General features: G+C 62.2%; 13 protein-coding genes. 1 reads left to right on the top strand and 12 read right to left on the bottom strand.

Going from position 1 to position 13,267, the window contains the following annotated elements; all coding sequences use genetic code 11:
* Window positions 1-36 precede the first annotated feature (36 nt).
* The 9 genes from QM797_RS22255 to QM797_RS22215 form a co-directional block, all read right to left on the bottom strand.
* Window positions 37-1,449 carry an aspartate ammonia-lyase gene (locus QM797_RS22255; protein ID WP_283277835.1) on the bottom strand — a complete coding sequence of 471 codons (1,413 nt, stop codon included), beginning with the start codon at window positions 1,447-1,449 and terminating at the stop codon, window positions 37-39.
* Window positions 1,449-2,222 (bottom strand): D-glutamate cyclase family protein, encoded by a 774-nt coding sequence (locus QM797_RS22250; RefSeq protein WP_283277834.1) that lies wholly within the window; start codon window positions 2,220-2,222, stop codon window positions 1,449-1,451. The genes QM797_RS22255 and QM797_RS22250 overlap by 1 nt, the downstream gene beginning before the upstream one ends.
* Window positions 2,219-3,529, bottom strand: a complete 1,311-nt coding sequence (locus QM797_RS22245) for an MFS transporter (RefSeq protein ID WP_283277833.1) — start codon at window positions 3,527-3,529, stop codon at window positions 2,219-2,221. Before QM797_RS22245 ends, QM797_RS22250 begins: the two co-directional genes overlap by 4 nt.
* 158 nt (window positions 3,530-3,687) lie before the next feature.
* A complete protein-coding gene (locus QM797_RS22240; protein ID WP_283277832.1) occupies window positions 3,688-4,617 on the bottom strand; it encodes a 5-oxoprolinase subunit C family protein in 930 nt (309 codons plus the stop codon).
* On the bottom strand, window positions 4,614-5,255 hold the full coding sequence (locus QM797_RS22235) for a 5-oxoprolinase subunit B family protein (protein WP_283277831.1): 642 nt from the start codon (window positions 5,253-5,255) through the stop codon (window positions 4,614-4,616). The genes QM797_RS22240 and QM797_RS22235 overlap by 4 nt, the downstream gene beginning before the upstream one ends.
* The gene (locus QM797_RS22230; RefSeq protein ID WP_349307216.1) at window positions 5,252-6,043 is read right to left on the bottom strand and encodes a LamB/YcsF family protein; all 792 of its coding nucleotides are present in this window, start codon (window positions 6,041-6,043) and stop codon (window positions 5,252-5,254) included. Before QM797_RS22230 ends, QM797_RS22235 begins: the two co-directional genes overlap by 4 nt.
* The gene (locus QM797_RS22225; protein WP_283277830.1) at window positions 6,040-6,735 is read right to left on the bottom strand and encodes a GntR family transcriptional regulator; all 696 of its coding nucleotides are present in this window, start codon (window positions 6,733-6,735) and stop codon (window positions 6,040-6,042) included. The genes QM797_RS22230 and QM797_RS22225 overlap by 4 nt, the downstream gene beginning before the upstream one ends.
* A gap of 205 nt (window positions 6,736-6,940) precedes the next feature.
* Window positions 6,941-7,621: a TetR/AcrR family transcriptional regulator gene (locus QM797_RS22220; RefSeq protein WP_283277829.1), complete on the bottom strand. Its 681-nt coding sequence runs from the start codon at window positions 7,619-7,621 to the stop codon at window positions 6,941-6,943.
* Entirely contained in the window at window positions 7,618-8,529 is a 912-nt protein-coding gene (locus QM797_RS22215; protein ID WP_283277828.1) for a fumarylacetoacetate hydrolase family protein, read from the bottom strand. Before QM797_RS22215 ends, QM797_RS22220 begins: the two co-directional genes overlap by 4 nt.
* Window positions 8,530-8,884: 355 nt before the next feature.
* On the opposite strand from QM797_RS22215, the gene QM797_RS22210 reads away from it, so the two are divergent.
* Window positions 8,885-10,024, top strand: coding sequence for an alpha/beta fold hydrolase (locus QM797_RS22210; RefSeq protein WP_283277827.1), 1,140 nt, complete (start codon window positions 8,885-8,887; stop codon window positions 10,022-10,024).
* A gap of 268 nt (window positions 10,025-10,292) precedes the next feature.
* Here QM797_RS22210 and QM797_RS22205 read toward each other — a convergent pair whose 3' ends face one another.
* From QM797_RS22205 to QM797_RS22195, 3 genes are all read right to left on the bottom strand, one after another.
* Window positions 10,293-10,577, bottom strand: coding sequence for an integrase core domain-containing protein (locus tag QM797_RS22205; RefSeq protein WP_283277826.1), 285 nt, complete (start codon window positions 10,575-10,577; stop codon window positions 10,293-10,295).
* A 378-nt stretch (window positions 10,578-10,955) separates the two neighbouring features.
* Window positions 10,956-11,324, bottom strand: a complete 369-nt coding sequence (locus tag QM797_RS22200) for a hypothetical protein (RefSeq protein ID WP_283277825.1) — start codon at window positions 11,322-11,324, stop codon at window positions 10,956-10,958.
* A gap of 232 nt (window positions 11,325-11,556) precedes the next feature.
* Complete coding sequence (locus tag QM797_RS22195) at window positions 11,557-13,215, bottom strand: flavin-containing monooxygenase (RefSeq protein WP_283277824.1); 1,659 nt, start codon at window positions 13,213-13,215, stop codon at window positions 11,557-11,559.
* Window positions 13,216-13,267 lie beyond the last annotated feature (52 nt).

Here is a 13,267-nt window from a genome sequence, read left to right as displayed (position 1 = left end):
AGCAGAATACTGCTCATTCAATGAGCATGCAAGTGCTCATTGTTGATCGATTTTCTTGCGCCCGGTCAGAGCGTGTGGGGCCAGAAGAAGCGCTACATCTTCCGCCGTCAACAACCCGGATTCGATGGCCAGGTCCGCCACCGTTCGATCCGACGCCAAAGCTCGCGCAGCCAGCTCGGTGGCGGCGTCGTACCCGATACGAGGATTCAATGCCGTGACCACACCGGCCGACCGCTCGACCGTCGACCGCATTCTGTCGACGTTCGCCGTGATGCCAGGGATGCACCGTTCCGCGAGCGTCCGCGCAGCGTTTGCCAGGTGCATGATCGAATCCAGGAGCTTGTGCGCGATCAACGGCTCGAATGCGTTGAGCTGCAGCTGTCCGGCCTCCGCCGCCATAGTGATCGCCAGATCGTTACCGATCACTTCGTACGCCACTTGAGTCACCACTTCAGGAATGACAGGGTTGACCTTCCCGGGCATGATCGATGAACCAGCCTGCACCGCAGGAAGATTGATCTCGCCGAAACCCGCGCGTGGCCCCGAGGACAGTAGACGCAGATCGTTGCAGATCTTCGACACCTTCACGGCCGTCCGTTTCAGTGTCCCGCTGATCTGCACGAACGCACCGACGTCCTGAGTGGCTTCGAGCAGATCCGTCGCAGTGACGAGCTCGAGTCCGGTGAGCCGGCTCAGTTCTGCACGCACCATCTCGGCGTACCTCGGGTGGGAGTTGAGACCGGTCCCGATGGCGGTGCCCCCGAGATTGATCTCGTCGATCAGTCGCGCGGCCTCGTCCAGGCGGTGGATGTCCTCCCCGATCATGACGGCGTAGGTACCGAACTCCTGACCGAGCGTCATCGGAACAGCGTCCTGAAGCTGAGTGCGCCCCATCTTGATCACGTCGGCGAACTCCAACGCTTTCGCTGCACATGCCGCCGCCAACTGTGCCAGCGCTGCTTCCAGATCCGACAGCGTCGACCGAACAGCGAGCTTCACTGCCGTTGGATAGACGTCGTTGGTGCTCTGACCGAGGTTCACGTGTTCGAGAGGATGCACGCAGGTGTACGTGCTACGAGTGCGTCCCATCAACTCGAGCGCACGGTTGGCGATAACCTCATTGGCATTCATGTTCGTCGACGTTCCCGCGCCACCCTGAATCACGTCGACGACGAACTGCTCGTGCAGTGCCCCATCGGCAATCTCCCGGCATGCCGCGATGATCGCATCCGCCTTGACCGCGTCGAGTAGCCCGAGCTCCCGATTGGAGAACGCCGCCGCCGACTTGGTCAGTGCCAGCGCCCGAACGAGTGCCGGATACTTCGAAATGGGCACTCCGGTGATCGGGAAGTTCTCGAGCGCCCGGAGGGTGTGCACACCCCAATAGACATCCGACGGCACGTCGCGGTCGCCGAGCAGGTCATGCTCGCTACGATGCAACCCGGCCATCACGACACGACCGCATCGAGCACCAACATGTGCCCGGGAAAGTGCGTCGCAGAATAAGCGAGACCAGCCTTCCCCAGCGCCAATTGGGGCGTGACGCCGCAATCCCAGAACACCGGAACCTGCTCCTCACCAACTCCGGCGAAGACACCGAAGTCCGGCCGGGTGAGGTCGTCGATGCCCAGTTCCGCAGGATTGCCGACGTGTACAGGCGACCCGTGGCCAGTTGGATATCGACCGGACACCGCGATAGCGGTGCCGACGAGATTCGAAGCGACCGGACGCATGCTGACAGCAAGTGGGCCGTCGAACATGCTTGCGGCCCCGTCGGTTCGGAGGATGCGATCGGTGATGTAAACCGGCGGCGGCGTCGTCGCGACAGGGATTCCCGCCCGACGCAACGGGCCGTCGAACGTGTGACTGCATCCTAGCGCGAAGGCGACGGAATCCTGCTTCCACCAACCGCTGAGATCTGTCGGCTCGTCGACGACAGCGCCGTGATCCCAGATGCGATAACGCGGGACCATCGTCGAAATGTCCACGACGCAGCCTTGATAGACGAGCGTGGGATCTCCCGGCTGCGTCCGCGCCAGCAGCGGGCACACCGTCGGATGCGCTACGCAATAGGCCTCGAACGCCTCGGCGGCGTGGGCCGGCACCACGACCAAGTTCGCTTGCTGGTGATCGTCGAGCAAACCTGCAGTCGCACAGGTCCATTCGCCCCTGGCTATGGCTGTTCGCAGCTCTGCGGCGTCGGCTGGGATCGTCGACGTCACAGGAGTGCCTCCTTCGCGGATTCACGAACCGTCGTGAGTGTCACGAGTGCGAGCACAGCCGCGAAGATCAACAAGAATCCTGGCATGAGCAGATTGTCCGTCTTGGAGATCAGATACGTCGCGAGGTAGGGAGTCAGACCGCCGCCGACGATTGTTCCGATGTTGAACGCGAAGGACAGTCCGGTATAGCGCACCCGCGTCGGGAACTGTTCTGCGTACGTCGGGTATGTGACGGACTGGACGATCGGCATAGGCAGTGCGAGAACTACCATCGCGCCGACCGCAAGCGCGAAGCTGCCCTGATCCATGACGATCATCGCTGGCAGAACCAGGATGGCGTAGCCGAGGAAGCCGACAGTGATGACCTTCTTGCGGCCGACCTTGTCAGACAGGCCACCGAAGATCGGCATCAGCGTCGCGACGAAGAGACTGATGGCGCCCATGATCCAGAATGTGTTGGACTTCGAGTATCCGAGATAGGTCGTCAAGTAGATGTTCATGAAGATCAGTCCGACCCAGTAGCCCGTGTTGGACCCGATCGCCAGGAAGATGACCTTGAACATCGCACCGGTGTGTTCGGTGAATACCTCTCGCAGTGGTGTTTTCGCTGGCTCCTCGCGTTCGGAGGCGGCGAGGAATTCGTGCGAGTCCTCGAGCTTGCTGCGTGCCACGAGCGTCAGTGCGATCAGGGGCAGCGCGAGCAGGAACGGTATGCGCCAACCGAAGTCGCGCACCTGTTCATCGGTCAGAATCGTACTTGTCAAGCCCGCGACCAGTGCTGCAGTGCCGCCACCGAGAGCAACACCGACAGGTGTGAACGCTCCGAAAAATCCTCGGCGGCCGTTCGGTGCCGACTCCGCGAGGTAGGTCGCCGAACCCGTAACTTCACCGCCCGCGAAGAAGCCCTGCGCGAGTCGGACGAGCAGGAGGGCCAACGGCGCGAGGACGCCGACTGTTTCTGCGGTCGGCAGGAGACCCACAACGGCGGTCGCGGTGCCCATGCCTACCACTGTCGTGATCAGAACCGGCTTGCGACCTATTCGGTCACCCAGCCGTCCGAGAACGATGCCGCCCAGCGGACGCATCAGGAATGCGCTACCGAACACCGCGAGGGTCGACAACAACGACGCCGTCGGGTCGCTACTGGGGAAGAACAACGGCCCGATCACGACGGCAAGGTAGCCGTAGACGCCGAACTCGTAGTACTCGACGGCGGTGCCGGCGGCGGCTGCCACCGCAGCACGGCGCGCATTCTTCGGCCTCACGTCGTTCGCGGGTGGAGTCGTTGCTCCGGGTACTGTTGTCATGGAATGTCTCCAATTCGATGAGGTTCGATGGCGTTCGCGTTGGACCGGACAGTTCAGGCGCGATACGACACCGTTGAGTGGGCGACGCTTCCCTCGCGGCCGTCGGCAGGATTGCCGTCCTGCTGATGGCCCGGGGATGGATGGTTGTCGTTGTCGGGTCAGGGAAACTTGTCGTACAGTTCGGAGAATCGGACCGACGACCCCACTGCGGCTTGCCCCAGAAGGTCGAGGTCGTCCTCCGTGACCACCCCGATGACGGGGTACCCCCCGGTCACTGGATGATCGGCCAGAAAGATGATCGGCTCTCCCGACGGGGGAACTTGTATGGCACCCAACGCCATACCTTCACTGCGAAGGTCTACGGAGCCGATTGCCAAAGGGGGTCCGGCTAGGCGGACACCGACACGATTGCTGTTGGACCCCACCGTCCATCGCGTCGACATCAGCGACTGCCTGTCTTTCAGGTCGAACAGCGAGTCCCGCGGACCCCACCGAAAGCGCAGATCGACAGTGCCATTCGGGTATCTCGATCGGGCCAGTTCGAGTGGCACGTCCGGAACCTCGTCCGTGGCGGCACTCAGCTCGAACTCGTCTCCGGCCGTGAGCGGCCGCGGTCCGAGCCCGGACAGCGCATCGGTGCTGGCTGAACCGAATGTCTTTTCGGCCCGAACGCCACCGGCGACAGAGACGTAGACCCTGATGCCCGCGGTCGGCCTTCCGACTGAAAGTCGTTGCCCTGCGCGGAGGAACACCCGCTCGGGCTCTCGCACCACACGACCGTCGACACGCACCTCGACCGGCGCACCGGTGACGGCCACGTAGCGTGACTCGGTCAAGTCCAGTGTCAACCCACCGAACAGGTTCTCGAACACTGCAGCGTCCTCGGCGTTGCCGGTGAGCCGGTTGGCCAAGTGTGCCGCAGCGCGGTCGACCGGGCCCGAAGCCGTGATACCGAGGTGTGCGTAGCCCGCACGTCCACCGTCCTGGATGGTCGTCGATGCTCCGGGATCGCAGATGCGTACACGCGACGCCAGCGGCTGCATCGACGAGAGTGGGTCCACCCTCGATACCGTTTCCGTGAGGGTCACCGGACCACCCACTCGAACACGACGCGATCTCCGACCGAGAGCCGACTTGGGTTGTCCCACGAGGTGTTCCACAGAACAACGTCGGTGTGACCGATGATGTGCCAACCTCCCGGGGTCCCGCCGGGATACACGACGGTCTGAGTACCAGCGATCGCGATGGCTCCCCCGTCGACCCGCGGTCTCGGCGACATACGGCGAGGTAACGCCAGTTGATCCGGACAGCCGTCGATGTAGGCGAATCCGGGGGCGAAACCGAAGAATCCCACCGTGTGGATCGACTCCGAATGACACGACGCGACCTCGTCGACCGTGATGTCCAGACCAGCCGCCACGTCGGCGATGTCTTCCCCGTCGTAGACAACCGGGATCGTGATCGTCCGTCCGTGCTGCTGCTCGGCGTGTTCGGTCAACGAGTTGTCGGTCAGAAGTTCGACGACGTGCGCCTCGAGGTCCGACATGTCGTGGGGCCGATGCGCGGTGAACAGAATCGACGCTGCTGCGGGGACGACGTCTTCCAGAAGAGCGGACCAGTCGCTGGCTCGAACTGCGGCAATCCATGCCGGAATATGTTGGGGCACAACGTCTACCAACCATCCGCGGTCCCCCGCACGATGCATCCGCCGATCGATGGTGATCATGCGCGACGCCCGATTGGAGTCAGATCGAACCCGTCGTTCGCCAACGCCTTGCGCGTGTGGGTCGCAATCTCGACCGCACCGGCGGTGTCACTGTGGACACACAGTGCAACTGCGTCGTACGACGCCGGAAGCACCCTGACCACAACGCCGTCCACGGACTCGACCGCGCCTGTGTGCACCATGGTCAAGGCGCGATCGGCCGCAGCTTCGGCGTCCGTGATCAGTGCAGCGGGATGACGACGACTGACAAGCCGCGCCGACGACGTGTAGTTCCGGTCTACGAACACCTCGGCGATCGTCGGAATTCCTGCTCCTGCGGCCATGGACCACACCTCGGTGTCGAACTGACACAGAATGGGTAGCGTCGGATCGACGAGCTTCACTGCGTCGACGATCGCGCGTGCGTGCCCCACGTGATCGGCTGCCACGTTGTACAGCGCGCCATGGGCTTTGACGTACGCGACCTCGGAACCGGCGATCCGCGCAAACGCTTGAAGGGCGCCGATCTGGTACACGATGTCGTTGACAAGCCTCGATACTTCGACGTCGATGAACCGTCGGCCGAAACCGGCGAGATCGTTGTACGAAACCTGCGCGCCGATCGAGACACCACGAGCCGCGGCCATCGCTGTGGTCTCGCGCAAGATGTCGGGATCACCGGCATGAAAGCCGCACGCGATGTTCGCAGCACTGACGGTGTCCAACAGCGGTCCGTCGTCGGTGCGTCCCCAAACACCGAATCCTTCACCGATATCGGTGTCCATATGCACTGCCGTTTCGATGCTCACAGCTTTGCCCTCCAATACGTGTTCATGTCGTCGGCCGAGTTCTCCCAGGCACGGTGTAGGCCCGTCTGACCACCCTCGATGTGGGCGAGGATGAGATCGGCCAACCCCTTCTCGTCACCGGCGGAGAGGGCCTCGACCATCCCCTTGTGCTCGCACTGCACCCGCTCGTACGCATTGGTGCCGTGAACGTAGAAGCGGGAGTACGGCTCGAGCCGGTGATACATCTGGGCGATGACCTCGTAGCGCATCGGCAGCCTCGACAGCCGGTACATATCGAGGTGAAACGACAGATTGGTGCGTGACCAGGTGTCCGCGCCAGCGCTGGAGACGTCGTCCATGTCCTCGGCCATGGCCTCGAATCGCGAAATATCGCGTCGGGATACCCGCTCGACGACGTGCCCCGCGAAGCTGGGTTCGATCAGCCGGCGGAGATCGTAGATTTCGTCGATCTCCTCGATATCGAGCGCGGTGACGAACGTTCCGCGCCCACGCTCGGATCGAAGCAGCCCTTCCCCGACAAGGGTTCGGAGCGACTCACGCAACGGGATGCGCGAGACCCCGAATCGATCGGCCAGCTCTTCCTGCACCAAACGGTGACCGGGAGGGTAGACGCCCTCGACGATCGCTGTACGCAGCTGGGAGGTCAGATCACCACCGTCGATGCGGTGCGGTCCACGAGTCTCGAAAGCCATATACGTTGTATACACTGCATCCAGAGATGAACGGGTCGAAATTTGAAGATTCGAGAAATCCTTAACCCAGAGGACCCGCGGCGTAACACGCGCGACACACCGCGCAGTGCCCGGCAGGCAACCAGGTCTCGACGAACCGTGATGCACTGCGGGAGCCTTCCGCGGAATCGACCGATGTAGTCGGGGACGAGCCGCTACTTCACGCTCACGGTGATCGGGTCACCGTTGCGGTGATGCCTCCTTCAGCGAAGCTCAGTAATGCCTGGTGACGTTCGGCGATGTCGTGGGTGTGCATGCGTCCTCCAGTGAGGCTGTCGAGCCGGAGATTGTTCGAGTAGGTGTGCATGGCGGCGGCCACAAGGTGGAGGTATGCGTCTTGAACTACCACCTCGTCCGCCTCAGGGAACAGTGTGTGGAGTTGGGCGATGAAGTCGGCAGCAATGGTGTTGAAATCGTCGACGATCAGGCGTCCGATCGAGTGCCCGGAGTTGGCGAGTTGGGCGATGAGCCGAAAGTAGTTGTCCCACCCTGGGTTGCCGGAGCGGCAGCGCATCGGCTCGGTGAAAGCGTCGATCAGTACGCGTAGACGCACTGCCCGAGCTCCACGGCCCGGAAGCTTCGCCAAACGGGCACGCCGATCGTCGTTGAGTGGTCTGATTCGTCGAGCCAGAACCGCTTGGAAAAGACTTTCTTTGCCGCCGAATTGCTCACTGACCGAGGCCAATCGAGTGTTGGCACCATCGGTGATGTCGCGGATGCTGACTCCGAAATAGCCACGGTCGGCGAACAGTTTCTCGGCCGTGTCGAGCAGCCGGGTTTGCAGTTCGGCACGGTTGGCGTCCCGTGCGGTGCGAGGTGGCGGGTTTTCTGAGGTGGTTCCGGTCACGAACCGAGTATGTCGTGTCGGATATTGCCGATCCCGTCGATGCCGAGTTCCATGGTGTCCCCCGGCGACAACCAGTGACCGGTCTCCATACCACTACCCCCGGGCAGGGTGCCGGTGGCGAACAGCTCACCGGGTCGCAGGATCTCGGAGCGGGAGGCATGGGTCAAGACTTCCCCGATTCCGTGCTGCATTCCGGCACTGGACACAGTGGACACGATGGTGCCATTGATACTCACCGTGCCCTGCAGAGAGTCGATGCGGGGCAGGATCTCGTCGGCGGTGACGGCGATTTCCGAGAGTGAGGTCGCGAAGTGCTTGGACTTCTGCGGTCCGAATCCGCTGTCCATCTCGGAGCGCCGGACATCCCGAGCACTGAAGTCGTTCAGGACGACGAACGCCCCGATGGCATCCAGAGCCTCATCGGGAGTGGCATCGAACAACCCGCGTGCCAGTACGAACCCGATCTCGAGTTCGTAGTCCAACGCGCGCGAGTAGGAAGGAACGGCGATCACTGTGACCGAGGGTACGAAGGTGAGCGCATTGGACATGCAATACATGGGTTGTGTGCAGAACAGCTGCTTGGGTCGCAGAAGCGGAAAGGTACGTCGGGTGAGAGCCTCGACGGCCGTGACCACTCGTTCCTGCATCGGATGCAATTGTCGAAGCAAACCTCGGCTGGCATCGATGGCATGCTTTTCGTAGAGCATGAAGTCCCGGAACGACGCCGGCTGCAACGGCAGCACCATCGAACTGTTTCGGAGATGTTCGTCGGCGCGGGCCAACTCCCACTCGAGGTCGAAAATCTGCCCGCCCAGGGCCGACCCGTCGAGGGTGGATTGCCAGGACGCGCCGCACGCCGAGCTCTGCCGCTGCAACCCGTCCTGAGTCCGTATCCGTCGCAGTTTCATCGCTCGGTTCCTTTCGAAGACGGAACGTGTGTTCCGCAAAGTGTGGATGATGGTAAAGCCGGAACGCTCGTTCCGAAAGGGGTGAGGGCTCGTCGGAGGGAAATATCCAGCGAGGACATCGGCGTCGAGGGGACCGCCGCGAGCTGGGTGCTGTTGCGCGACGTGCTGAGCCTGTCCGTCCGGGCGGCGTCTCATCCAAACCTGGCGAGCAATAGGACGCGATCGCCGAACCAGGTTGATGACGGTTGCGCCCTGTCCTAGCAGGTCGATGAGCAGCACTGACCATGTATATTGCCGCGCAGGTGGCGAGCTGAGCCGCCTTCATCACCCTCGACGGTCGATCCCGGAGGAAGACATGAAGATTCGCTCTACAGTGATTCTGTCGACAGCTGCGGCGCTGATCGGCGGCGCGGGACTGTTGACCCCCATCGCCGATGCCGCGCCGGCCACATCCATCGATGTACTTCCGCGACTGATCGACGGTGCCGCGGCGGGCTATGCGCTGTCCTACTCGACCACCGACGAACACGGCCGTCCTGCAATTGCCCGCGGACAGGTCTATCTCCCGTCGGGCACTCCCCCACCCGGCGGATGGCCGGTCGTATCGTGGGCCAAAGGCACCGTCGGCATCGGTGATTCGTGTGCCATGAGCACAGCGCTGGACGACGGGGCCGCCGAGGACCCGTTGGCTGTCGAACTGTCGAAGCCGCTGCTCACCCAACTTCTCCGAAGCGGTGCGGCCGTTGTCTCGACGGATTACATCGGACTCGGAACCTCGGATGCCCATCACTATCTCAACAGCGTCTCGGAGGCGAACGCCGTCACCGACATCGTCAGGGCAGCAGCGGACGAACTCCCCGAGCTGTCACGAACCTGGGTGGCTGCAGGGCACTCCCAAGGTGGCGCTGCTGCACTCGCCGCCGGAGCACGTGCCGACATCTACGGAGCACCGTCGGACTTTCGCGGTGTGATGTCATTCGCACCGTCCTCGAACCTCGAGGCCATTCTGCCGTTGCTCTCCCCCACCGTGCCCCGCATTGCGCAACTCGACAGCGTCACGGCCACCCTGATCTATGTTCTGTACGGACTCAGGGACTCTCGGCCCGATCTCGATGTCGACAGTTATCTCAGCGAGGTCGGCCGCAGCTACGTCGGGCAAGCCGAAGCCAGCTGCATCTCCGACCTTCGGCAGGACGTGATTGGTGTTGCTCCACAACAACTCCTGACCCGATCGCTGTCCGACCCCGCGATGACCTCGGCTCTGCGGGAATACCTGTCGGTGCCGACTAAAGGTTACAGCCGGCCAGTGGTGATCGAACAAGGACTGGCCGACACAGTCGTACCGCCGGCGCTGACGACCGCCTTGTCGGCTGAACTGCTGGCACGCGGCGTCAGCGACGTGACTTACTTGCCCTTACCCGGCGCCACTCACTACGACATCATCGCTGCCACCGTCGACGACGCCCTGCCCCGAATCCTCAGGCTGCTGAGGTGAACAGAACCAGAGGTGTCCGGTGCCGAATTAGTTGTCCGCGTTCCACACCGCTGACTTTCGGTCCGTAGCTGCATTCATAAAGTCGAGCGCCCACAGGACCCTCGACACCGTCCACGCCGGCGAGTTCGACGACATCACCGTCGATTCGGCGGCCAGGCCGTCGCGACCATGACAGCGAGGCAGTGCGAGGAGTTTTTAGCAGCCCTGGTTCGGCAGCAATCTCCGCAAGGCGCACTGAAGCGTCCCGGGCTTATTGCCGCTCCTACGCTTACAACATCTCCGGGCGGAGGGCCGATTCCTGACTGTATTGAACCTCCTCGAATTCGTCCGGTGTGAGGTAGCCGAGGGTGCTGTGCAGGCTGCGTTGGTTGAACCAATCGACCCACCCCATCGTGGCGAACTCGACATTGTCGATGGTCCTCAGGGGGCCATTCAGGAACGGACTCCGCTTCGATACCGCCTCGGTCTTGAACAATCCAATTTCGCTCTTCGCCAACGCATTGTCGTAGGCATCCCCGACACTGCCGATCGATGCCGCAATACTCTCCAACACAAGCGTTTCCGCAAACGTGATCGACGTGTACTGGACCGGCGTCGCTGTGGTGAATGAGCCCTGAGCCGACGCGATGCCACCCGACGATCGCTCGAGAGAAGCAGTCGATGACGAACGCGACGTAGACGAACCCCGCCCACGTTCTGGTGTACGTGAAGTCATTGCCCAATTCCGATTCGGGTCCTCGGATGTGACATCACGATCGAACAGGTCAGGGGCCCGTGTAGCGTTCTTGCCGCCGTGAATCGTGGTGCGGTGCCGTTTGCCTCGAACGACGCAGGACATTCTTTCATCCGTCATGAGGCGGTCGATTGTGCAGGCAGCAGCGTGATGGCCCTTCCTGCGCAGGTAGCGGTTCATCTCGCGGCGACCATAAAGCTATTCCGGTTCGCAAACTGTGTCGCCGAGAGCGGCGGTGAGGTAGGCGTCGGAGATCGCGCGGGCCGACGGTGGTGCACTCTTCCAATTTCGATACGCGCGTGGGGCGACCTGCACGCCCTGCTCGGTGAGCACGCGGCAGATCGATTCGACCCGGTGGTTCTGTGCAGGCATCTGATCGATGAACTGGACTATCTGCGGCGACGAGGTGGGGGCACCTCCCGCTTGCGGGGGACGAGCTCCCTCGCGAAGAAAATCGATGCCGACTTTCTTAAATCTCGTTGGCGTCCTTGAGATCTCGGTTCTACGCTCGAGCTCCTTGATGCGCTGTTGCTCCTTGACCGTTTGCACCGAGAGCTTGGGTGGCATCGATCTGAGCCTGGCATGTCCAGAGCCGGAACGACTCCACGCCGACTCCCAATTTCGGTCCGATCGTTCTGCACGCGCGCGCCGTACACGGAGTTGTACTCGTGGAGATGGTCGAGGACCATCTTCACCGCACGTTGCTCGGCCGAGTAAAACTTCGACATGCCGCTTCATCCTTCACAAAGAACGAAGCGGCATCAAACCCAGGACGGTTTACCTGGCATGCAACCGACGATCAGGTGGCTGTGGCCTCGGCGTTCTCGGCCTCGTTTCGGACAGGCGGCAAAAAAGCGAACCCTCGATAGCCGCTGCTCACCACATCGTCGCAGATCGCTCGGTACCCGGCCGCACCACCCAGATACAGCATGACGGCTCGCGGCTTACCGGGCACGTTGGAACCGACGTACCAGGAATCGGCAGTCGGCATCAGTGTCGTCTCGGCTACCGCGTTGCTGTGGTCCACCCATTCGTCCTGGGCCGTGAGCTCCGCCTCCATCACCGACGCACGTGCGTCTCGCATGTGCGCGATTGCGTCTGCAGCGAAATCGACGTGGTCCTCGATCGCGAGGGGCATGTTGTAGAGCACGGACGGACTCTGCGGGCCGGTGATCAGGAACAGGTTGGGGAAGTCGTGCACCATGACACCGAGGTAAGTTCTGGGGCCGTTCGACCACGCGTCGTTCAGGGACTTGCCCTCTTTGCCCCTGATACCCAGCTTCAGCAGCGGACCTGTCATGGCGTCGAAGCCGGTGGCAAGTACGAGTACGTCCAGATCGACGTTGCCGAGATCGGTGCGTACGCCTGTCGGTGTGACCGACTCGATCGGATGCGTGCGGACATCGACAAGGTCGACGTTGTCACGATTGAACGTCTCGTAATAGTCGATCTCCAGTGGCGGGCGTTTGGTTCCGTACGCGTGCCCGTCGGGTGCCAACAGTTCTGCCAGCTCGGGGTCTTCGACCCTGGCTCGGATGCGGTCACGGATGTACTCGGACACAGTGTCGTTGGCAGCCTTGTCGAACATGACGTCCTGGAAGCTGTCCGAGGCGATCGAGAAGCCGCCGGCATCCCAGCATTCGTCGAACGTCCTACGGCGCTCCGCCTCCGATACGGCGAGAGCAGAAGGTTGCGCCTTGTCGTACGGGATGCCGACGAAACTGTTGCGTGACGCCTCCCGGATCCGTGCGTACTCCTCCTTGACGGCTTTCACCCGCTGCTCGTCGGACGGTCCGTTACCGATAGGTGTCGCGTAATTGGCGGTCCGTTGGAAGACCGTGAGGTGGTCGGCAATCTTGGAGACCTCCTGGATGACCTGGATGCCGGTGGAACCGGTGCCGATCACCCCGACGCGCTTACCGGCGAAATCGACGCCGCTGTGCGGCCACCGTCCGGTGAGGTAGACCTCGCCGGCGAACGAGTCGATGCCCTCGATGTCGACGGCCTTGGGGACGGACAGGTTCCCCGTCCCACAGATCACGTAGTCGGCCGTGAAGACCGTCCCCGTGTCGGTCCGCACGGTCCACCGGCCATCGATCCACTCCATGGACTCGATAGTGGTGTCGAACAACATGTTTCTTCGCAGGTCGAACTTGTCGACGACGTAGTTCAGGTACTCGAGAATCTCGGGCTGTGATGCGAATTTCTCCGTCCAGGTCCATTCCTGCTGCACTTCGTCCGAGAACGAGTAGCTGTAATGAATGCTCTCGATGTCGCAGCGCGAACCGGGGTACCGGTTCCAGTACCACGTACCTCCGATGTCACCGGCGGTGTCGACCGTCAACACGTTCAGGCCGAGCTGATCTCGTAACTTGTGCGTGGCATAGATTCCTGCGAAACCTGTTCCGACCACGATCGCGTCGTAGTCGGTCGGTCGATCACTGGCGTTACTGGTCATGGTCAATCCTCCTGGGATGGGTTGCGTTCGAGCCGAGCCGAGCCGACTGTCG

Origin of the sequence: Rhodococcus sp. IEGM 1381 (genome assembly GCF_030056795.1) — a bacterium.
Classification (GTDB): Bacteria; Actinomycetota; Actinomycetes; order Mycobacteriales; family Mycobacteriaceae; genus Rhodococcoides.
The sequence above is the reverse complement of the archived record's forward strand: the minus strand, read 5'-3'. Positions and strand labels throughout refer to the sequence as shown.